This window comes from Allosphingosinicella sp. (assembly GCF_036402135.1).
GTDB lineage: Bacteria > Pseudomonadota > Alphaproteobacteria > Sphingomonadales > Sphingomonadaceae > Allosphingosinicella.
Genome location: NZ_DASWTN010000032.1, coordinates 41,636 through 60,521 on the forward strand (window position 1 = coordinate 41,636; position 18,886 = coordinate 60,521).

Below are 18,886 nucleotides of genomic sequence, written 5' to 3' on the forward strand. Positions count from 1 at the left end.
GAAGCGCGGAAGCTAAAGCGCTTGTCAAAAGAAGCATCTGCTCAGGTGGTCTTTGCGTGCCGCCGGAGAGCCTCCGCGACTGCGTCCTTGAGGTTGGTGTAGCGGTAGCCGCCATATTCGAAGTAGTCGGCGGGCACTCGTATGATGCCATGCTTCTTCATCTGCGCATCCATCTCGGCCGGCGAAGTGTCGCTGGGCTGCGCGTGGGTGGAGGAGGTCATTGCGCGGTACCTCCTAGCTCGGCACGTGCCTGCCGAAGCACTCGAGCATGATGCTCGAAAAGACCGCGGCGCCCGCAGAATGATCCGTCCGAGGCCCGCTCCGAAAAGTTGCTCGTCATGCGGTCCGCGTGGGCCTCGGGACTTTCATCGGCGCTGCGGCGGGAGTTACTAAACGATGTGATCATCTCGGTTCTCCCATTGCTTGAGCAGGTGCGTTAGCTTCCGGCTGGTGGACGTATTTTAGCAGACCGGCTCGTTCGATCTCCGCCTGCCCCTCAAGGAACTGCTCCACACGGATCAGCCCTGCAGCGCTTTCAATCGCCAGGTCGATAGGCCTTCCGCCAAGGAGCTTCTGGTGCGTGTTGAGGAAAGCGCGAACCGCGTCGGTGGATGTAAGAGCGAGCTGAGCGGAACGAACCGCCTTACCCTGCCGCACCTTCTCGTCGAGCGAAAGAGGTGGAGCTGAAATCCGCGTCTTGGACCAGGATCTCATCGCCGGGGCTCCCCTTCGACGCCAGGCTCTCGGGCCGGTCCTTGCTCCGGACCTTTCGAATGACCGCCGCCAGCTGCTGCTTCGATGCTGTAGCGGCCGGCCAGCTCGAGGTGGACCAGACGCGCCTCGGCGCTGCTTGCGTCCTGCGCCATATCCAGCGACTCCTGCTGCCTGCGGAGCCAAAATGCCTTTTCCATGGAAATCACCTTAGATGTGCAAGCGGGAGCACATGAGTGTCTCTCTGTCACGAGATGCTTGCTGAGGGATCAGGTGATATCCTCAATATAGGAACTCCGTCCTGGATTACGACCACCCCTAATTCTGGGCGGCGTGTTCCCCAGGCAAGGGGAACAGGATCGTCACCGTCACGCCAGGATCATTCTCCACATTCATCTTGCCCCTAATCTGACGCACCAGGGCTTCGACTATGCCAAAGCCAAGCGATCCTTCGCGTACGCCCGACATCCCTTTTCCATCGTCTGAGATCGTCATCCGGACCTGCGATGTGCCTTCCCGAGCAGCCTCTACGAGGATCGTGCCACAATCGGGATGTGGGAAGGCGTACTTCACCGCATTTGTGATGAGCTCCGTGGCGACAATCCCGAGCGGTATGGCGACGTCGGCATGGACCAGGATATTTTCCTCCAACTGCGTGCGCAGCTCAATGCAATCGTCATGCTCGGTGATCGGCCGCAACGCCTCGCAGAGATCGCCGAGGTAGGTGGCGAGATCCACGCGCTGCGACGTTTCGGATTTGCTCAGAAGGTCGTGGACGCGCGCCATCGCCATCAGCCGGTCCTGCGCTTCTTCGAACAGAGCCTTGACGGAAGGGTCCTGCTGGCGGCGCCCCTGAATTCCCAGCAGCGATGAGGCGATGGAGAGGCTGTTCTTGGCCCGGTGATTGACCTCCGCCAGCAGCATCTCCTTCTCCCCGACCAGGCGGGTCAGCACATCGTTCGCGCGCTGCAGCTCCCGCGTCCTCTCCTCGACCTTGTGCTCCAGCTCGCGCGTGAGCAGGCGCAGATCCTCTTCCGCCTCGAACCGGCGGGTGATGTCGAGATAGGACATGAAATGGTGAAGGACCTTGCCCTGCCCGTCGTCCAAGGGACTGGCGAACAGCATCGCGTGAAACGGCGTGCCGTCCTTCTTGTACTGGACGAGCTCCAGCGTTTCGTCCCGCCCCGCCTCCATCGCCGCTTCATATTGGCGGATCGAGGCGGGATCGGTGCCGTCCCCGTTCATGAAATGCGGGTCCTGCCCGTTCAGCTCCTCCGGCGTGTACCCGGACAGCTTGATGAAGGCTTCGTTGGCGAAGATGATCGGATTGCCGGGCAGGGTGGCGTCGGTGACGATCATCGGCATGCGCGTGATCCGTACCGCGTCGACGAAAAAGCCGCCTTGCTCCCGCACATTGTCGATCCGGAGCTCGGATCTGGTGCGGGCCGGCGTGTCGGCGAGATTCTCTTCGAAATTGTTCAAGGTGAGGCCCTCTTGCGCACAGGCTGGTCTGCCTGGTTGCGCGTCCAGCGTTCTCAAGGGAGAGTCCGGGTTGGCCTGACTGCCGTGCAGCCTCTGCCTACCCCATCCGCCGAGGTGCAGTGGAACGAACTACTCTAGCCTATGTTGACCCGCCATGACACCCCAGCCCAATGCCCGGTCTGTTCTCATCGTCGAGGACGAAGCCTTCACCCGGATGGCGGCGGTGGACACCGTCACCGATCTCGGCTTCGAAAGCTTCGAGGCGGGCGATGCCGCTGAGGCGCTGGACGTGCTCGAGGAACATCCGCAGGTGAACATTCTCTTCACCGACATCAACATGCCGGGCACCATGGACGGACTGGCTCTTGCCCAGCTCGTCCACGAAGTCCGGCCGGAAGTAGAGTTGATCATCACCTCCGGTGCCCAGACCCTGGCGGAGGAGGATATCCCCGACCACGGGGCTTTTCTTCCTAAGCCCTACGCACCGGACCAGCTCGCCGCCTTGCTGCAGGACGGGGTCAGGAGCCGGAGCATAAGCGGTCAAAGCACGGATTGACGCGGCGGCCGGATGATCCGGCCCGCCTGATTGGAAAGCGTGCACGGCCTTTCGGCTGCGGCACTGCGCAACGAGGAAACAAACATGGACGGAACCGGCGAATATCGGCTGCGCGGCGCCGACGGCCACACCCACACGGCTTTCGTTAACGACCGCAGCATCGCGTTCAACATCAGCGAAAAGCTCTACCGCTGGCGCGGCTACAAGCCTTCCTTCGACGAGCTGCCCTGGGTCGAAGCAGGCGCGCCGTTGCCACCCCGGACAGCTAGGACTCGCATCAAGGCGCGCTAGGGGGCGCTCTCGTTAGCGATGAAAGTCTCTACGCGGCCTCGCTCTTGCGGCTTTGCCGCTTTCGCTCATGGGGATCCAAATACCGCTTCCGCAGCCTGATCACCTTCGGCGTCACTTCCACCAGCTCGTCGTCCTGGATGTAGGCGATGGCCTGTTCCAGGGTCATTCGGCGCGGCGGGGTGAGGCGGATGCCTTCGTCCTTGCCGCTGGCGCGGAAGTTGGTGAGCTGCTTCGATTTCAGCGGGTTGACCTCAAGGTCCTGGGGCTTCGCATTCTCGCCGATGATCATGCCTTCGTAGAGCTTGTCGCCGGGCGAGATGAAGAGGATGCCGCGCTCTTCCAGGGCATTGAGGGCATAGGCGACCGCCTCGCCCTGCTCCATCGAGATGAGGACGCCGTTCTGACGGCCCTGGATCGGGCCCTTATAGGGGCCGTATTTCTCGAACAGCCGGTTCATGATGCCGGTGCCGCGCGTGTCGGACAGGAACTCGCCATGATAGCCGATGAGGCCGCGTGAGGGCGCGGAGAAGGTGAGGCGGGTCTTGCCGCCGCCGGACGGGCGCATGTCCGTCATCTCGGCCTTGCGGAGGCTCATCTTCTCCACGACCGTGCCCGAAAATTCGTCGTCCACGTCGACGACGACCGTTTCATAAGGCTCCTCGCGGCCGTTGGGGCCGTCGCGGAAGAGGACGCGGGGGCGGCTGATCGACAGCTCGAAGCCTTCGCGGCGCATCGTCTCAATGAGGACGCCGAGCTGCAATTCGCCGCGGCCGGCCACTTCGAACGCGTCATTGTCGTGCGCGGAGGTGACGCGGATCGCGACATTGGTTTCCGCCTCGCGCTCAAGCCGGTCGCGGATGACGCGGCTCTGCACCTTGTCGCCGTCCTTGCCCGCGTACGGAGAGTCGTTGACCGCGAAGCTCATCGCCAGCGTCGGCGGGTCGATCGGGCGCGATGCGACGGGCTCGGTGACGCCGGGCGCGGCGATGGTGTTGGACACGGTCGCCTTGGTGAGGCCGGCAATGGCGATGATGTCGCCCGCCTCCGCGCTGTCCACGGGCACGCGCTCCAGGCCGCGGAAGGCGAAAACCTTGGTGGCGCGGCCGGATTCCACGGGATTTCCATCCACGTCGATCGCGGCGATCGGCATGTTGACGTCGAGCTTGCCGCTTTCGACGCGGCCGGTGAGGATGCGGCCGAGGAACGGGTCGCGGTCGAGCAGGGTGGCGAGCATCTTGAACTCGCCCGACGTGTCGAGGCCGGGCTCCGGCACGTGATCGACGATCTTCTGGAACAGCGGCGTCAGGTCGCCCGAGCGGACGTCGTCCGTCTCGCCCGCATAGCCGGCGCGGCCGGACGCGTAGAGAACCGGGAAGTCGAGCTGGTCGTCATTCGCATCGAGGCTGAGGAACAGTTCGAAACATTCGTCCAGCACTTCGGCGGGGCGCGCGTCGGGGCGGTCGATCTTGTTGACGACGACGATGGGGCGAAGGCCGAGCGCGAGCGCCTTGCCGGTCACGAACTTGGTCTGCGGCATCGGCCCTTCGGCCGCGTCCACCAGCAGGATGACGCCGTCGACCATGCTGAGAATGCGTTCCACCTCCGCGCCGAAGTCCGCGTGGCCCGGCGTGTCGACGATGTTGATCCGCGTGTCGTTCCATTCAACGGACGTGCACTTGGCCAGGATCGTGATTCCCCGCTCTTTCTCCAAGTCATTGGAATCCATGGCTCTTTCTTCCACGCGCTGGTTGTCGCGGAAGGTGCCGGACTGGCGGAACAGCTGGTCGACCAAGGTCGTCTTGCCGTGATCGACGTGCGCAATGATCGCCACGTTGCGGAGGCTCATGGGATTAAACTCTCGAGGATGAGGGAAATGTCGCCGCGCCCTTAACCGGACAATGCGGCAGGGGCAAGGCAGGCGGACAGGCTAGAGTCAGGTTCGGGCGCGTAAATGCCGCTGCAAAGGGTGCAGATGCAGATCAGTCGGCAAAATCGCGACCGAATGGTTTCGGCGACCGCCGTGGGGCTCTTCCACGCGGCGCTCGGCTATGTGCTGATCACGAGCTTCGGCTTTCAGCTTCCGGCGGAAGTGACGGAACGGATGAAGATGTTCGATGTGACGGAAGAGCCGCCGCCGCCGCCCGCCGAGCCTCCGCCCGCCGACGAAGCGCCTTCCGAAAAGCGCCAGACCAAGGATCCGGAAGGCGCTGCCTCGCCCGCGAACCTCAAAGACACGCCGTCGCCGATCATGGCGCCGAAACCGAAGATCGTCATTCCCATCCCGCCGCCCGTAGTTGCGGCGCCGGCTGCGGGGCAAGGCAATGCGCCCGCCGCGGGCGCGGCTAATGTCCCGGGGCCGGGGACCGGAAGCGGCGGGATCGGCACCGGCCTCGGCAGCGGCCTTTTCGGCAACGGCACCGGCGGCGGCGGCGGCGGACGAGCATCGCGGGCCCGGCACATAGCGGGCGGCATTTACGATGGCGACTATCCGCCGGGCCCATTCGCGCGCGGCATCGGCGGCACCGTTTACCTGCGCTTTGTCGTGCAGCCGAACGGCCGCGTGAGCAATTGCCGCGTCACCCGGTCGAGCGGCAACCGCGACCTCGACACCACCACCTGCCGCCTGATCGAACGGCGCTTCCGCTACCGCCCCGCGCTTGATCCGTCCGGACGAGCCGTGCCCGAGACCGTCATTGGCCAGCACGAATGGGAAGCGGCGCGCCGGCCCGACGTCTGGATGGAAGCCACGATACCGGAAGACTAGAAGCTCAACCTGACCTTCACTGCCGCGCCCTTATCGTCCTTGTTCGCGTCGACGTGACCGGGCTCGGTGCGGAGGAAGGCGTTAAGACCGAGATAGCCATTGAGGAAAGCGACGCCGTAGGCGACTTCATAATCGATCTCGCGGCCCGTCGGCGCGAGCGACAGGAGCCGTGCTTCATAGCCGACCGCGCCGGTCGCGTAATCGTAGGAAACCGGCACATTGAGCGCATATCCGCCCGAGCGGACCCGAAGCGGCTGCGTCACGCGGAAGGCCAGCTGATCGGTGGGATCGAAAGCGCCTCGCCGAACAAGGTCGAACGAGAAGGCGTCTGAGGAGAGGCGCCCGCCCTTTGAAAGCGCGCCTGTGCCCCCCATCGCCGTACGCCCGAAGCGGTAGCTGGCAAGCGCATCCCAGCCCGCGCCGAGCGGCAGCTGGAGGCTTGCGTCCGCGAAGTTGCTCGTCGATCCGCCTGCTGAATAGGCCTCCGAGAAGCGCCCGCCGAGAACGGTCTTTTCCTCCCTGAGACGGGAGATGCCGAGGCTCCACTGGGCGGGACCGAGCCTTCCGTCTGCCGTGAGCGAACTGATCGTATAGGCTTCGTCGTCAAAGCGCGCGGCGCCCGGTCGCCCGACCGCGCCGCGCTCCGCCGTCATAGTGAAGCCAAGACCAGCAATCGAGTGCCGGATGGCAAGGCTGCTGTTGCCCGTTGCCTGAAAGCCCGTCCGCGTCATCGGATCGCGCGCAGCAAGGAAGGACGCGCCGCTCTGGCCCGCAAGCCTCTGGGCGAGGGCCTTGCCACTCTCGGAAAAGCCGAGCGCAAGCGCCGTTTTCGGCGAAAGCCGGCTTAATGCCAGACCGGCCACGGCCTTCGCTTTCCGGACGTCCTCATAGGTAAGCCCGGCCTGCGACACTGCGATTTCGGGACGGCCCTGAAGATCGTTCCTGGTCGTGATCGAGACTGCGATGCCGCCGAGGTCGGTGCCGCCGGTCGAATAATCGTAGCTGTTTATCGACTGGCCGAGCGGCTGCTCCGCCGCCGCCGCCGAAAGCGTTTTTTCCAAATTCATCGTGAAGGCACGGGAATAGCCATCTAGAATGATCGCCCCTTTTAGGGCTCCGCTGGCGTCTCCCATGGCGGGCGATGCCTCTACTTCAGCGAGCGAAGAAACGCCCACAGCGGCTCCTGCCAACGAGCTCTTTCCCATGGGTTGGAATGCTCTTTCGATGTTGAGGATTCCGCGACCGTAGACTTCATCCGTACCAGAAGCGCCGGCGTCGTCGGCACTGTTCAGGAGAATTTCTACAATTTGTCGCCCGGTCAGGTTCGGAAAAGCACCGGCCAACAAGGCTGCAGCGCCGCTGATGAGCGGCGCCGAAACAGAAGTTCCGCTCACGGAGCTGTAACTTCCAGGGGTTTCGTTCGGTGTGAGAACATATACGCCAAGCGCGCTTAGGTACGATGCCGCCGTTGACCCCGCTCGGTTCGAAAAGGAGGCGATTTGCCCCTGTTCGTCATTAGCACCGGCAACGATGAGGAGCCCATCACCGGCCGCGAGATTCTGGCTCACGTAACTGTCAGCGTAAGGCAGGCCTTCATTGCCCGCCGACAATACCATGACGATTCCGGCTGCAGCGGCCCGCGAAATCGCGCCCATAAGTTCAGTGTCGCTGTTTCCGTTTGCTACCGAGAGATTAATCACCCTAGCACCCTGCTCGCGCGCGATATCGATGGCGCGAGCTACGTCATCATTATCGGATAGACCGTTGCAGGGCCTTCCGCCGGGTACGCAAATCCAGTCGGTCCTCAACGCAAGTATGGTCGCTTCATAGGCAACGCCGTATACCGCCTGGCCATCTTTTGCGGCGGCCAGCGCACCAGCAACAAGAAGCCCATGGTCAAGATCCGGGTTCCACAGGCCCCTGTTGCCGGCCACGTCACGGCTCGCCGGATCAATGCGTCCGGCGAACTCTGGATGATTGGGATCGATACCAGTGTCGACGACCGCGACTTTAACACCCTTGCCGGTGGCACCAGCTTGATAAGCCGCTGTTGCTTTTGACGAGTTTGACCCTCTGGAGCGCGCCGCCTCGTGCTCAAAGTTCGCCGGTGGCAAAGGCGGCGGCGGAGGAGGCGGAGGAGGCGGAGGAGGCGGCGGCGGAGGTGGCGGAGGAGGCGGAGGAGGCGGCGGAGGAGGAGGGGGCGCAGGGGGCGCGGGCGGGTTAGGCTGGGGACCAGCTCCGCTACCACCGCCGCAGCCCTGCACGGCCAGAGCCGCGACACAGACCGACAGGATCAAAGCCGCTTTCACGGCCGGATTACCGTTGCTGCCAATCATGTTCCCCCCAAAGAGCAAACTTTTTCGTTGCAGCGGGGAAATGAAACGACAGCTCTAAACATCAAGTTAAGGCTGTTTTGCGGGTCTGGGTGCCGCGATCAGTTCAGCCACCAGCGGAGTGCATAGGCGACGCTGGCGACCATCAGGACGCCGCCCGCCCATAGCCCGACGAACCAGGCGAGCTGCTTTGCGCGCATCAATGATAACCTTCTTCGTCAACTTTGCCGCGGAAGACCCAATAGGCCCAGGCGGTGTAGGCGAGGATCACCGGGATGAGGATCGCGGCGCCGACCAGCATGAAGGCCTGGCTGCTTTCCGGCGCGGCGGCTTCCCAGATCGACACGCGGCCGGGGATCACGTCGGGCCACATTGAGACGGCGAGGCCCATCATCGACAGCAGGAAGAGACTGAGCGCCCAGGCAAAGGGATGCCAGTCGACGTCCCGCCGAAGGCTGCGCCAGAGCATGTAGCCTGCGCCCGCGACGAGTAATGGCATCGGGACCGCGACGAGCAGGCCCGGCCAGTCGAACCAGCGCTCGTAATATTTCTCTTCCAGGAACGGCGTGGCGAGGCTCACCAGCGCAATCGCGCCGATCAGCATCAGGAGCGCGCGTTTGGCATAGCGGCGGGCATCTTCCTGAAGTGCGCCGCTTGTCTTCCAGATCAGCCAGCAGGCGCCGAGCAAGGCATAGCCAATGACGAGGCTGATCCCGGTAAGGAGGCTGAAGAGCGAAAGCCATTCCCACCAGCCGCCCGCATAAGCGCGACCTTCGACCGTGATCCCTTGAAGAAGCGCGCCGAGCGTCACTCCCTGCGCGAAGGTCGCTACCACCGATCCAATGCAGAAGGCGGCGTCCCAGGCCGGACGATGCGCGGGATCGCGCCAGCGGAATTCGAAAGCGACGCCGCGGAAGACAAGGCCGAGCAGCATCGCAATGAGCGGCGCGTAGAGCGCGGGAAGAACGATCGCGTAGGCGAGCGGGAACGCCGCCAGCAGGCCGCCGCCGCCCAGCACCAGCCAGGTCTCGTTGCCGTCCCAGACCGGCGCAATGGCATTCATCGCCTGGTCGCGCTCCTTGCCGACCCTGAAGCCCGGAAAGAGGATGCCGATGCCGAGGTCGAACCCGTCCATCACCACATAAGCGGCTACCGCGAATGCGATGAGGAAGGCCCAGACGATCGTGAGGTCCATCAGCCCGCCTCCTCGCTGGCATCCGGCGTGGGATCAGCGCCGCGGCGGCCGAGCGAAGGCGCGGGCGTGATGCCGGCGGTGCGGATCGGCGCGTCGGCGGGCTGCGGCTCGCCCGGGTGCGGCGGGCGGCTCATCAGGCGGAGGATGTACCAGGTGCCGAGGCCGAAGACGATGAAGTAGACGATAACGAAGGCGAGGAGCGAGGTCGCGACGGCGGGCGTGGCGATCGGCGCGACGGCGTCTTTCGTCCGCAGCAGGCCGTAGATGACCCAGGGCTGCCGCCCAACCTCCGTCGTCACCCAGCCGGCGATCACCGCGACGAAGCCGGACGGCCCCATCAGAAGCGCGAAGCGTTGGAGGAGGGGCCAATCGTAGAGGCGCTTCCGCGTTCGTGCGAGAAGGCTCCACAGGCCAAGCGCAAACATCAGGAAGCCAAGCCCCACCATGATGCGGAAGGACCAGAAGACGATCTCGACCGGCGGGCGGTCTTCCTTCGGGAAAGTCTTCAGCCCCTCGAGCGGTGCATCGGGATCGTGCTTCAGGATCAGCGACGAGGCTTTTGGTATTTCGAGCAGCACATGCGTCTTTTCTGCCTCGTCGTCCGGAAGGCCGAACAGAATGAGGGGCGCGCCATCTGGATGGCTCTCGAAATGGCCTTCCATCGCCATCACCTTGGCGGGCTGATGCTCCATCGTGTTAAGGCCGTGAAGATCGCCGACGAAAATCTGCACCAGGGCGACGAGCGCGGCCATCCACATCGCCATCGAAAAGCTGGTGCGGACGGCCGGGTTATCGCGGGCGCCCTTCAGCAGGTGCCATGCCCCCACGCCGCCGACCACCAGCGCCGTGGTCAGATAAGCGGCGATCACCGTGTGGACGAGGCGGTAGGGAAAACTCGGGTTGAAGACGATGTCCCACCAGCTTCCTGCCGGCACGAACTGGCCGACCTCGTTCAGCGCCCAGCCGGTCGGCGTCTGCATCCAGCTGTTGACGCTCAGTATCCAGAGAGCGGAGATAGCGGTGCCGATCGCGACCATCAGAGTTGCCGTGAAGTGCAGTCCTTTTCCGACCTTCTCCATTCCGAACAGCATCACGCCGAGGAAGCCCGCTTCGAGGAAGAAGGCGGTCAGCACCTCATAGGCCATGAGCGGCCCGATCACCGGCCCCGCCTTGTCGGAGAAGACCGACCAGTTGGTCCCGAACTGGTATGACATCACTATGCCGGAAACGACGCCCATGCCGAAGGCGATGGCGAAGATTTTCAGCCAGTAGCGGAAGAGGGTGAGGTAATGCTCCTTCCCCGTCTTCAGCCACAGCCCCTCCAGCACCGCCAGATAGGAAGCGAGGCCGATCGAGAAGGCCGGGAAGATGAAATGGAACGAGACGGTGAAGGCGAACTGGATGCGCGCGAGCAGCAATGCCGTTTCAGCGTCGGTCACGGAAAGGCGCCTTAACGCAGAGGCCGAACAAGTTCACCTGCTAAGCTTTGCGGCGCGATTGCAGGCGCTGCAACTCGTCGCATTAACCATCAAGATCGTTCGCATTTTCGCGGTCTTTACGGTATGATCCAGGGGACTCGAAGCTGGGGGGCAGCCTCCGAGTTATTAGGCTCCGTCTGGGCGTTTCTCCCTTTCGCCGACGGGGCCTTTTCGCGTCAGACGAAGACCGACCAGCCCGTTCTCTGGACCAGCCGCTCGAGCGCGACCGCGCCCGCCAGTGATGTCCTCGCCGCATTGAGGCCGGGCGACCAGACGCAGGCGGCGCCGACACCCGGGATTACAGCAAGGATGCCGCCGCCGCTTCCGCTCTTGCCCGGAAGGCCGATGCGGAAGGCGAAGTCGCCCGAATTGTCATAGTGGCCGCAGGTCAGCATCAGCGCGAGTATGCGCCGCGTCCGCTCCGGCCCGAGCACCGGCGTCCCCGTGCGGCAGTCGGTGCCGTCGCAGGCAAGGTAGAGAGCGGCAGTGGCAAGCTGCCGGCAGCTCATCGCGATCGAGCATTGGCGGAAGTAGACGGAGACGACTTCGTCCACCGGGTTCCGGAGGTTGCCGAACGAGGAGACATAGTGGGCAAGGCTGCGGTTCAGCGCCCCCGCCTTCGATTCCGACATGGCGACACGCTCATCGACCATGATGCCGTCCTCACCCGCGCGTTCGCGGAGGAAATCGAGAAGCTCCTGCATCGCGGTCTCGGCGTCGTCGCTGCCGATCAGCTGGTCGCAGACCACCATCGCACCCGCGTTCATGAACGGGTTGCGCGGCTTTCCCTTGTCGCTTTCGAGCTGAACGAGCGAGTTGAGTGGCGAACCCGACGCCTCCCGTCCGACATGATTCCAGAGCGCGCCGCCGACATGCTGCAGCGCCAATGAAAGGGTGAAGACGGTGGAGATGCTCTGGATCGAAAAGGCTTCGTCCGCGTCACCCGCGCAGTAGGTGGTGCCGTCGCGGAGCACGAGCGCCAGCCCCAGCTTCTTCGGATTGACCGTCGCAAGCGCCGGAATGTGGCTCGCAACGTCGCCGTGGCCACGATAGGTTTCGGCCGCGCTCAGCGCCTCGTCGACAATGGCTTGATAATCCATTCAGGCCCTCCTGCCGCCCCAATGGTTGACGGGCGCGGTTGTTTCAGGAGCGGACCGGAATTTAGATGCGCTCCGGATAATCGGGCTGGATGTCGGTCGGGATGTGGGCGGTGGCGGCGAGCACCGTCCGCGCCTCTTCGTCCAGCTTCGCATAGCGGTCGAAGAAAGCCTTGGTGCCGGCATAATCGCCATTGCCCTGCAGCCGGACGAGCTCGGCGGTGAGGTCGCGAATGCCGCTTGCGAGACGCGCATAATCGATCCGGAAGCGCCGCTGCGCGGGCACCCATGCGAATGCGCCTTTCTCCTTCAGATAGCTATACTGGAGCGCGGCGCCGCGGCCGTGCGCCTCGTCGATGCCGAAGCGGACGGCGCGGAAGATACCGGCAACATAGGTGGCGAGCGCCTGCTCGCGCTCCGCGGCAGGGAGCTCGCCACGATCCATCATGTAGAGGATGTTGTGAACGCCCATGACGTCGGCCTTGGCTTCTTCGGAGGCCGAATAGACGTCCTTCAGCTCTGCGTTCACCGTCGTCTGACGGCCGTTGAGCGTGATCGTCCCCGGCCCGAGGCTGTGCGACAGCTCGTGGAAGAGCGTCTCGTTGGTCATATACTTTTTCGTGACCAGCCGGGCCTGCTCCGGCACCAGCACGAACTCCGCCATCGGCGCCAGGATGCGGTCATATTTGGCGCCGAGCACGTTGGCGAGGATCACCTTCTTCGCGCCCTTCTGCTCGCGGACGCGCTCGTCGTTGGGAAGGTTGAAGGCGATGGTCTGGACGCCCGGCACATTGTCGCCGCCGCCCCGCACCTGGTCCGCGACCAGGATCGGCGAGGTGAAGGGCCGGTTGAAATTCTTGTAGCGCTCCTCGACCGGAAGGTTCCGCTCCATGTCGGGGAGGAGCTGCTTGTACTTGGCGAGCGCGCCGCTGGCCTGCGGGTCCTGCACGGTAATGTAGGCCTCGAACGCCGTCTTGGTGCCGTAGAGCGTATCGGTATAGACTTCGTAGGGCCCGATCACCGGCTCGATCGGCGTGCCGGTGATGTCCATCCAGGCCAGTTCCGACTGATAATAATCGTTGCTTCGGAAGGCCTGCGCCCGCGTCGTGAAGAAGCGCTTCAGGCTTGCGTTGCTCGTGACGCCCGCCGCCTGTTCGAGAAGGCGCGCGGCTGGCTCCAGCCATTCGCGGTATTCGACGCTGTAGGGCACCGCCACCAGCCGGTCGCCCTGCCGCCGTACCACCGTATAGGGGCTGGTCAGCTCGTCCTTCTGTGCAGGATTGGCGGCGAGGTAGGCGTCGAACGCCTCCTTGGTGAGGTCGGCGGGATAGAAGCCCGCGCCCGGCGGCATCGGCCGATCGCCGTAGAAGGGATGGTTCTCCGCCAGCGTGTCCCACGGCCCGTAATGAAGGTCGAACATGTCGAGGAGCGCGCGGTTGCCGCCGGCCGCGATCTCCGCGCGGATGCGCGGATTGTCGACGGAGCGCTGCCGGATATAAATCTGGTCCATATAGCCCGCCGCCTGGATGAGCAGGTTCACGACCTGCCGCTCCTCCGCATTAAGGAAAGCGGTGTTCGGGTTCATCCCGATCCGCGCGATCTTCGCCCGCTGCGCGGCAAGGTCGTAGCCGTCATGAGAGGCGGCAGGCGCGGTGGGCGGTCCATCTGTGGCAGGAGTGCAGGCAGCCGTCGTCAGCAGCATGGCGGCCAGAAACGCTTTACGCATCATGTTCTCTCCGGGCTTATATTATCTCGCGGGTATGGCAGGAACCGCTACATATACTCTTTTGCCGAATGGGCCACAGCAGCTGCGTATCTGAGTACCCCAGCATGGCTCATCAAGAAGTGGCGTGAGAGAACACTTCGGACATGAAATTATCCTGCCGCTATGCAATATCCCTCTGAACGGACGCGATAAAGCAAAGGGTAGGCGTGGATTTCAGCGAGACACGGCTGAAGCCGTATTTAAGCGGAAAGGTAGCCATTCCTGCCGTGTCCGCGCTGGTGGCCGCGGCGATCGCGGTCGCGTTCATCCTGTCATTGACGGCAAGACGGGCGGACGCAGTGTCGTTTGCGCGCGAGGAGCAGCTGATTTTCCACGCGCTGGACCAGACGGCCGAGCGCATGGCCCGGGATCAGGAGGGCATAATCCTGAGGGATGGCGTGGTCACCTGGCTGCTCGACCCGCCCACCGACGAAGAAAATCTCGGCTTGATGGACCGGAACTTCGGGACCTTCTTCCATGCGTACTACGGACATGACGAATCCTACGTGCTGAACCGTGCCGATGTCCCGATTTATGCCATGACAAACGGCCGGCGGGCTGAACCTGGCAGCTTCGAGAGGGTACGTGCCGCCGCAGAGCCCGTGATTGCCGAGCTCAGGGGCAAGACGCGCCGCATCGCGCCCGGTACGCTGCTGACGAACGGCAGCCCCGGCGCCCATGATGTGTCGGTCGTGAATGGCCATCCGTCGATCGTCAGCGTGAAGCCGATCATGTCGCCGACCGGGAAAGTCGTTCAGGAGCCCGGTCGGGAGATCGTTCAGATCAGCGTGATGTACCTCGATGGACGCTTTGTGGACAATCTCCGTACAAGATATCTGCTCAGTCAGGCCCGCTTCGCGTGGCAGAATAACAATCGCGGGAATGAAGCCGTCCGTCCCTTCATCTCACGCCGGACGGGGGAGGTGATCGGCTACTTCATCTGGCAACCATATTCCCCCGGCGCGATCGTGCTCAGAGATATGGTTCCGCCTCTGCTGGCGGCTCTTCTGCTGGTTGGGGCCGTCGTCGCGGTGCTCTTCTGGCGCGACGTCAGCCGGCAAAGGCAGGCGGAGCGGGAGATAGCCCGGATGCAGAACGAGCTGCTGCACATGTCGCGGCTCAGCGCGATGGGAACGATGGGCTCCACCCTCGCGCATGAACTGAACCAGCCGCTTGCGTCCATCACCAACTATGTCGGCGGCAGCCTTGAAATGCTGAAAGCCGGCGGCACTGCCTCGCTGGCGAAGGCGGAAACGGCGCTCAGGGCTGCTGAAGCCAGTGCGGTCCGCGCAGGGCAGATCGTCAAGCGGCTTCGGGATCTGGTGTCACGGGGCGGTGTATCCGCCGAGAAGGAAAATCTGCCCGAGCTTATCGAAGATGCCTGCGCCGTCGGCTTTGTTGACGAGCACGTGCAGCGGGTGAGCCACCGGCTTGAACTCGACCCCCAGGCCCAATGGGTAAAAGCAGACCGCGTGCAGGTTCAGCAGGTGCTGATAAACCTCATCAGGAACGCCATTCAGGCGATGCAGGACGCGCCGAAGCGGGAAGTGATCATCAGCACGAAGCTTCTGCCGGAAAAGAAGGTCGAGATATGCGTGGCGGATACCGGACCGGGAATTCAGCCTGACCAGGTCGACCAGCTATTCTCCCCCTTCGAAACCGATAAGGTCGAGGGATTGGGTCTCGGCCTCTCGATCTGCAGGACTATCGTGGAGGCGCATGGCGGCCGCATACGCTTGGTCAATGGGGAAGAAGGGGCACGTTTCTGCTTCACCCTGAAGCAGTGGGTTGAAGAGTAGATCAGACCCCTGCCCTGAGCCGCTGAATCTCTGCAAGGATGGATGCCCGACGTGGATTCGAACCACGATTGACGGAGTCAGAGTCCGTAGTCTTACCATTAGACGATCGGGCAGTGCCGGGGCCACATAAGTGGCGGAAATCCTTGCGTCAAGCGACCGAGAAAGTCGGAACGCATTCCGACTTTTTGTCGGAATGGCAGACACAATACGGGAAGTCGTAGAGTGGATCGGACGTAAGTATAGTGCAGACGAAAACGGCAATTTACTGGACTTTTTCAGCCACATACAGTATGGTTAAGGAAGTGACAAAGTTCTCAAAGAGCCTTGTCAGGAGCCATAGTAGGATCTGAAAAGTGAATAGGCGTAGCTTCCATAATAAAAGCCGCACCCGGTTTCTGAAAACGATGAGACTCTTAATGAAAGAGTCGTGTGCTTTTTTTGAAGGCAGACCCCGACGTTTAGCTGGGCTATCGGCCCGAAGGCCGCAGGGGTCAAAAAATCTTCGGAGGGCCGATAGCCCAGCTAAACGTCGGGCATGCAAAAACGGAGCTTCGCCCCGATTTTAACTTTGTTCTATTTTCCGTCAAGTTCACGCTTACGTAAAGCTATGTGGCCGTCGTAGTGGAGATCTCCGGCCAGCCCACGTGCCGCACAAAGTCTGCATGTTCCTTGAGCGTCGCATGAAGGCCGTAGGTGGGCGAAGGAAGTTGGATTAAGCCGACTTCAAGCCCAGACTTCCTAGCATGTTTCATGGCGGGGATCATGTCCGTGTCACCCGACACGAGCAACACACGGTCAGCCGATTGCTTGTCCGAAAACATAGCGATGTCCAAGCCGATCCGCATGTCGACGCCCTTCTGTTCAAAGATGGGCTCGAAGTCAGTGTCCTTCAGGGGAGCTCCTGAAATCGGGAGGGTCTTCGGGCGCCACCCTCGGAACCCAATCGTGCCGCGGCGGACAGCAAAGCGTTCCAGCTTTGCAAGCTGGTCGAGCCACTTGTCACTCGATTGGAATGTGGTGTCGTTGCCGGAGACTGGGAGGGCCACCTTTCCCCTAAATTGCGGGGCGTCGTAATAGAAGATACGAAAGAGGTACTCATCTTGGACGAAGCAGCTCGGGCAAAACCTTTCGAGAAAGGCGTTATCGTAAACTCTGCCTGCCTTTTTCACGCTCGCGCGCAAATACCCCCCGTCCACCAACAAAACTGTCTTCATGACGCCTCCAATGAAAAACCCCCCAACTACACGAATGTAGCGGGGGGTTTCAGGATTGTCGCCTCCAGCGAGGGGGGCGTCAGAATTCGTGCGTTCCCTATATGAGAACAGTTTCCGTTTCGTCAACCGCCAAGGTTGCTATCCGTTCCGACTTTTTCAACAAGCTGCAGCAAAGTCGGACAATCTTTGCAGGCTAAGTCATTGATTACGCTCAGGTCGGAATAGGCTTACCATTAGACGATCGGGCAAGAGAGGCGGGCGAAATAGGAGCCGGGGCTTCACCTGTCAACGCCGTCCGGCTCTCGCCGCAGGCCGCGGGTTGCCGGAAAAGCCTTGTTCATGTAACCTGATGGCAAGTCAGGACAGGTCCGCCTGCCCGTAACGAGAACATAAGAGTGAGCGAGAGATGGCGCACATAGCCGCCACGGCTCCGCAAGCGCCGGCATCCCAGCCGGTCCATGCGGCCCCCGTCCGCCCCGAAAGGCGGCCCTCCACCCGTCACACCTATGGCGCGCTCGATCTCGGCACCAACAATTGCCGCCTTCTCGTCGCGCGGCCGTCCGACAACGGCTTCGTCGTCGTCGACGCGTTTTCGCGGGTGGTGCGGCTCGGCGAGGGACTCGCCAAAAGCGGGCGGATCAGCGACGATGCGATCGAGCGGGCGCTTTCGGCGCTCTCCGTCTGCGCGGAGAAGCTTCGCCGCCGCCGTGTTTCGCTTGCTCGCTCGGTGGCCACCGAGGCCTGCCGCCGCGCCGTCAACGGCCGCCATTTCGTGGAGCGGGTCTATAACGAGACGGGGATCGCGCTCGACATCATTCCGCCCGAAGAGGAGGCCCGGCTCGCCATGCTCGGCTGCCACCGGCTGCTGGAGCCGGGCGACGGGCCGGCGCTGATTTTCGACATTGGGGGCGGGTCGACCGAGCTGGTGCTGGTCGACACGGACGGCACCAATACGCCTAAGATCAAGAGCTGGTGGAGCGCACCCTGGGGCGTCGTATCCCTGACGGAAAGCGAGGGGCGCGAGTTCAAGGATGCCGACGAGCGGCTCGCGGCTTACGTCCGCATGCGCGAGCGCGTCCGTCACGCCTTCAGCCGTTTCGCTGAAATGCTGCCCAAGGAGCGGGAGAATATACGCCTGATGGGCACCAGCGGAACGGTGACGACGCTCGCCAGCGTGCACCTTGCGCTGCCCAGCTACGACCGTCGAGCTATCGACGGGCTGATGGTGCCATCTGACGCAATGCGCGGGATCAGCACCATGCTGTCGCGCATGTCGCTGGACGAGCGTGGGCAGCTTCCCTGCATAGGGCCGGAGCGGGCGGACCTCGTGGTTGCAGGCTGCGCAATCCTTGAGGCGATCCTCGACATCTGGCCGGCGAAGACCTTGGGCGTCGCCGACCGGGGCATCCGCGAGGGCATTCTCCGCTCGCTGATGGCCCGCGACGGCCACCAGATATGAGCCGCGACAAGGGGCTCCGCGCCCGCGTAAAAACTGCGAAGGGCCGCAAGGTCGGCTCCACCAAGTGGCTCGAACGGCAGCTCAACGATCCTTATGTGAAGCGCGCGAAGGCGGAGGGCTATCGATCGCGCGCGGCCTACAAGATCATCGAGCTGGATGAGCGATTCGGATTCCTGAGGGGCGTGAAGCGGGTAATCGACCTCGGCATCGCGCCCGGCGGCTGGACCCAGGTGGTACGGCAGAAAGCGCCGGGTGCGGTGGTGGTCGGCATCGACCTTCTTGAGATGGACCCGATCGAAGGCGCGACCATCCTCCAGATGGACTTCATGGACGACAAGGCGCCGGACCTGCTGAAGGAAGCGCTCGGCGGCCCTGCCGATCTCGTCCTGTCCGACATGGCCGCGAACACGGTCGGCCATCCGCAGACGGACCATCTCCGCACCATGGGCCTCGTCGAGGCGGCACTGGACTTCGCCGCCGAAGTGCTGCGGCCGGGCGGCGCATTCGTCGCCAAGGTGCTTGCGGGCGGCGCGGACAACAACCTTGTGGCAGAGCTGAAGCGGCGCTTCACCACGGTGAAGCATGCGAAGCCGCCGGCCAGCCGCAAGGGTTCGTCCGAATGGTACGTAGTGGCACAAGGATTCAAGGGCGCGGGCTAGCCGCTTGGCAAGTGCGGACCTCTTGGTCCATCATCGCTCTGCTCAAGGGCCTGTGTCGCTTCGATCCCTCCTCTCGGATTAAG

At 63.1% G+C, this 18,886-nt stretch carries 18 protein-coding genes, 1 tRNA gene and 1 pseudogene; 6 read left to right on the forward strand and 14 right to left on the reverse strand.

Annotated features, from left to right (window positions below; translation table 11 throughout):
- Positions 1-41 precede the first annotated feature (41 nt).
- The 4 genes from VGD10_RS09615 to VGD10_RS09630 form a co-directional block, all read right to left on the reverse strand.
- Entirely contained in the window at positions 42-221 is a 180-nt protein-coding gene (locus tag VGD10_RS09615; protein ID WP_331040599.1) for a hypothetical protein, read from the reverse strand.
- A 181-nt stretch (positions 222-402) separates the two neighbouring features.
- On the reverse strand, positions 403-714 hold the full coding sequence (locus VGD10_RS09620) for a hypothetical protein (protein ID WP_331040600.1): 312 nt from the start codon (positions 712-714) through the stop codon (positions 403-405).
- Positions 711-911: a hypothetical protein gene (locus tag VGD10_RS09625; RefSeq protein ID WP_331040601.1), complete on the reverse strand. Its 201-nt coding sequence runs from the start codon at positions 909-911 to the stop codon at positions 711-713. Before VGD10_RS09625 ends, VGD10_RS09620 begins: the two co-directional genes overlap by 4 nt.
- 118 nt (positions 912-1,029) lie before the next feature.
- Positions 1,030-2,193 carry a sensor histidine kinase gene (locus VGD10_RS09630; RefSeq protein ID WP_331040602.1) on the reverse strand — a complete coding sequence of 388 codons (1,164 nt, stop codon included), beginning with the start codon at positions 2,191-2,193 and terminating at the stop codon, positions 1,030-1,032.
- A gap of 154 nt (positions 2,194-2,347) precedes the next feature.
- On the opposite strand from VGD10_RS09630, the gene VGD10_RS09635 reads away from it, so the two are divergent.
- Both VGD10_RS09635 and VGD10_RS09640 read left to right on the forward strand, forming a co-directional pair.
- Positions 2,348-2,749 (forward strand): response regulator, encoded by a 402-nt coding sequence (locus tag VGD10_RS09635; protein WP_331040603.1) that lies wholly within the window; start codon positions 2,348-2,350, stop codon positions 2,747-2,749.
- An 84-nt stretch (positions 2,750-2,833) separates the two neighbouring features.
- Positions 2,834-3,040 (forward strand): hypothetical protein, encoded by a 207-nt coding sequence (locus VGD10_RS09640; RefSeq protein ID WP_331040604.1) that lies wholly within the window; start codon positions 2,834-2,836, stop codon positions 3,038-3,040.
- A 28-nt stretch (positions 3,041-3,068) separates the two neighbouring features.
- Here the strand turns inward: VGD10_RS09640 and typA are convergent, their stop codons facing one another.
- Positions 3,069-4,886 carry a translational GTPase TypA gene (gene typA, locus VGD10_RS09645; RefSeq protein ID WP_331040605.1) on the reverse strand — a complete coding sequence of 606 codons (1,818 nt, stop codon included), beginning with the start codon at positions 4,884-4,886 and terminating at the stop codon, positions 3,069-3,071.
- Between the two features lie 126 nt (positions 4,887-5,012).
- Here typA and VGD10_RS09650 point away from each other — a divergent pair, with 126 nt between their 5' ends.
- Positions 5,013-5,804, forward strand: a complete 792-nt coding sequence (locus VGD10_RS09650; RefSeq protein ID WP_331040606.1) for an energy transducer TonB — start codon at positions 5,013-5,015, stop codon at positions 5,802-5,804.
- Here VGD10_RS09650 and VGD10_RS09655 read toward each other — a convergent pair.
- The 7 genes and pseudogenes from VGD10_RS09655 to VGD10_RS09685 form a co-directional block, all read right to left on the reverse strand.
- Entirely contained in the window at positions 5,801-6,871 is a 1,071-nt protein-coding gene (locus tag VGD10_RS09655; protein WP_331040607.1) for a hypothetical protein, read from the reverse strand. The two genes, VGD10_RS09650 and VGD10_RS09655, sit on opposite strands and share 4 nt — an antisense overlap.
- Before the next feature lie 228 nt (positions 6,872-7,099).
- Positions 7,100-7,918 (reverse strand): annotated as a pseudogene (locus VGD10_RS13380) (S8 family serine peptidase); the annotation flags it as partial.
- A 320-nt stretch (positions 7,919-8,238) separates the two neighbouring features.
- Positions 8,239-8,337: a DUF2474 domain-containing protein gene (locus VGD10_RS09665; RefSeq protein ID WP_331040609.1), complete on the reverse strand. Its 99-nt coding sequence runs from the start codon at positions 8,335-8,337 to the stop codon at positions 8,239-8,241.
- Positions 8,337-9,332 (reverse strand): cytochrome d ubiquinol oxidase subunit II, encoded by a 996-nt coding sequence (gene cydB / locus VGD10_RS09670; RefSeq protein ID WP_331040610.1) that lies wholly within the window; start codon positions 9,330-9,332, stop codon positions 8,337-8,339. The genes VGD10_RS09665 and cydB overlap by 1 nt, the downstream gene beginning before the upstream one ends.
- Positions 9,332-10,771: a cytochrome ubiquinol oxidase subunit I gene (locus VGD10_RS09675; protein WP_331040611.1), complete on the reverse strand. Its 1,440-nt coding sequence runs from the start codon at positions 10,769-10,771 to the stop codon at positions 9,332-9,334. Before VGD10_RS09675 ends, cydB begins: the two co-directional genes overlap by 1 nt.
- A gap of 215 nt (positions 10,772-10,986) precedes the next feature.
- Positions 10,987-11,910: a glutaminase gene (locus VGD10_RS09680; protein WP_331040612.1), complete on the reverse strand. Its 924-nt coding sequence runs from the start codon at positions 11,908-11,910 to the stop codon at positions 10,987-10,989.
- Positions 11,911-11,971: 61 nt separating this feature from the next.
- A complete protein-coding gene (locus VGD10_RS09685) occupies positions 11,972-13,633 on the reverse strand; it encodes a dipeptidyl-peptidase 3 family protein (RefSeq protein WP_331040613.1) in 1,662 nt (553 codons plus the stop codon).
- A 266-nt stretch (positions 13,634-13,899) separates the two neighbouring features.
- Between VGD10_RS09685 and VGD10_RS09690 the strand changes: the two genes are divergently transcribed.
- The gene (locus VGD10_RS09690) at positions 13,900-15,471 is read left to right on the forward strand and encodes an ATP-binding protein (RefSeq protein ID WP_331040614.1); all 1,572 of its coding nucleotides are present in this window, start codon (positions 13,900-13,902) and stop codon (positions 15,469-15,471) included.
- Between the two features lie 39 nt (positions 15,472-15,510).
- Here VGD10_RS09690 and VGD10_RS09695 read toward each other — a convergent pair.
- Together VGD10_RS09695 and VGD10_RS09700 are read right to left on the reverse strand one after the other, a co-directional pair.
- A tRNA-Gln gene (locus tag VGD10_RS09695) sits at positions 15,511-15,584 on the reverse strand.
- A 492-nt stretch (positions 15,585-16,076) separates the two neighbouring features.
- On the reverse strand, positions 16,077-16,685 hold the full coding sequence (locus tag VGD10_RS09700) for an NYN domain-containing protein (RefSeq protein WP_331040615.1): 609 nt from the start codon (positions 16,683-16,685) through the stop codon (positions 16,077-16,079).
- A gap of 406 nt (positions 16,686-17,091) precedes the next feature.
- On the opposite strand from VGD10_RS09700, the gene VGD10_RS09705 reads away from it, so the two are divergent.
- Both VGD10_RS09705 and VGD10_RS09710 read left to right on the forward strand, forming a co-directional pair.
- Complete coding sequence (locus VGD10_RS09705) at positions 17,092-18,144, forward strand: Ppx/GppA phosphatase family protein (RefSeq protein ID WP_331040616.1); 1,053 nt, start codon at positions 17,092-17,094, stop codon at positions 18,142-18,144.
- Positions 18,141-18,803 (forward strand): RlmE family RNA methyltransferase, encoded by a 663-nt coding sequence (locus VGD10_RS09710; RefSeq protein ID WP_331040617.1) that lies wholly within the window; start codon positions 18,141-18,143, stop codon positions 18,801-18,803. Before VGD10_RS09705 ends, VGD10_RS09710 begins: the two co-directional genes overlap by 4 nt.
- Positions 18,804-18,886 lie beyond the last annotated feature (83 nt).

What these genes read in the sequence shown, in the direction of transcription:
- VGD10_RS09615 (WP_331040599.1), bottom strand. Translation starts at nt 221, where the DNA reads ATGACCTCCTCCACCCACGCGCAGCCCAGCGACACTTCGCCGGCCGAG.
- VGD10_RS09620 (WP_331040600.1), bottom strand. Translation starts at nt 714, where the DNA reads ATGAGATCCTGGTCCAAGACGCGGATTTCAGCTCCACCTCTTTCGCTC.
- VGD10_RS09625 (WP_331040601.1), bottom strand. Translation starts at nt 911, where the DNA reads ATGGAAAAGGCATTTTGGCTCCGCAGGCAGCAGGAGTCGCTGGATATG.
- VGD10_RS09635 (WP_331040603.1), top strand. Translation starts at nt 2,348, where the DNA reads ATGACACCCCAGCCCAATGCCCGGTCTGTTCTCATCGTCGAGGACGAA.
- VGD10_RS09640 (WP_331040604.1), top strand. Translation starts at nt 2,834, where the DNA reads ATGGACGGAACCGGCGAATATCGGCTGCGCGGCGCCGACGGCCACACC.
- typA (WP_331040605.1), bottom strand. Translation starts at nt 4,886, where the DNA reads ATGAGCCTCCGCAACGTGGCGATCATTGCGCACGTCGATCACGGCAAG.
- VGD10_RS09650 (WP_331040606.1), top strand. Translation starts at nt 5,013, where the DNA reads ATGCAGATCAGTCGGCAAAATCGCGACCGAATGGTTTCGGCGACCGCC.
- VGD10_RS09655 (WP_331040607.1), bottom strand. Translation starts at nt 6,871, where the DNA reads ATGAATTTGGAAAAAACGCTTTCGGCGGCGGCGGCGGAGCAGCCGCTC.
- VGD10_RS09665 (WP_331040609.1), bottom strand. Translation starts at nt 8,337, where the DNA reads ATGCGCGCAAAGCAGCTCGCCTGGTTCGTCGGGCTATGGGCGGGCGGC.
- cydB (WP_331040610.1), bottom strand. Translation starts at nt 9,332, where the DNA reads ATGGACCTCACGATCGTCTGGGCCTTCCTCATCGCATTCGCGGTAGCC.
- VGD10_RS09680 (WP_331040612.1), bottom strand. Translation starts at nt 11,910, where the DNA reads ATGGATTATCAAGCCATTGTCGACGAGGCGCTGAGCGCGGCCGAAACC.
- VGD10_RS09685 (WP_331040613.1), bottom strand. Translation starts at nt 13,633, where the DNA reads ATGCGTAAAGCGTTTCTGGCCGCCATGCTGCTGACGACGGCTGCCTGC.
- VGD10_RS09700 (WP_331040615.1), bottom strand. Translation starts at nt 16,685, where the DNA reads ATGAAGACAGTTTTGTTGGTGGACGGGGGGTATTTGCGCGCGAGCGTG.
- VGD10_RS09705 (WP_331040616.1), top strand. Translation starts at nt 17,092, where the DNA reads ATGGCGCACATAGCCGCCACGGCTCCGCAAGCGCCGGCATCCCAGCCG.
- VGD10_RS09710 (WP_331040617.1), top strand. Translation starts at nt 18,141, where the DNA reads ATGAGCCGCGACAAGGGGCTCCGCGCCCGCGTAAAAACTGCGAAGGGC.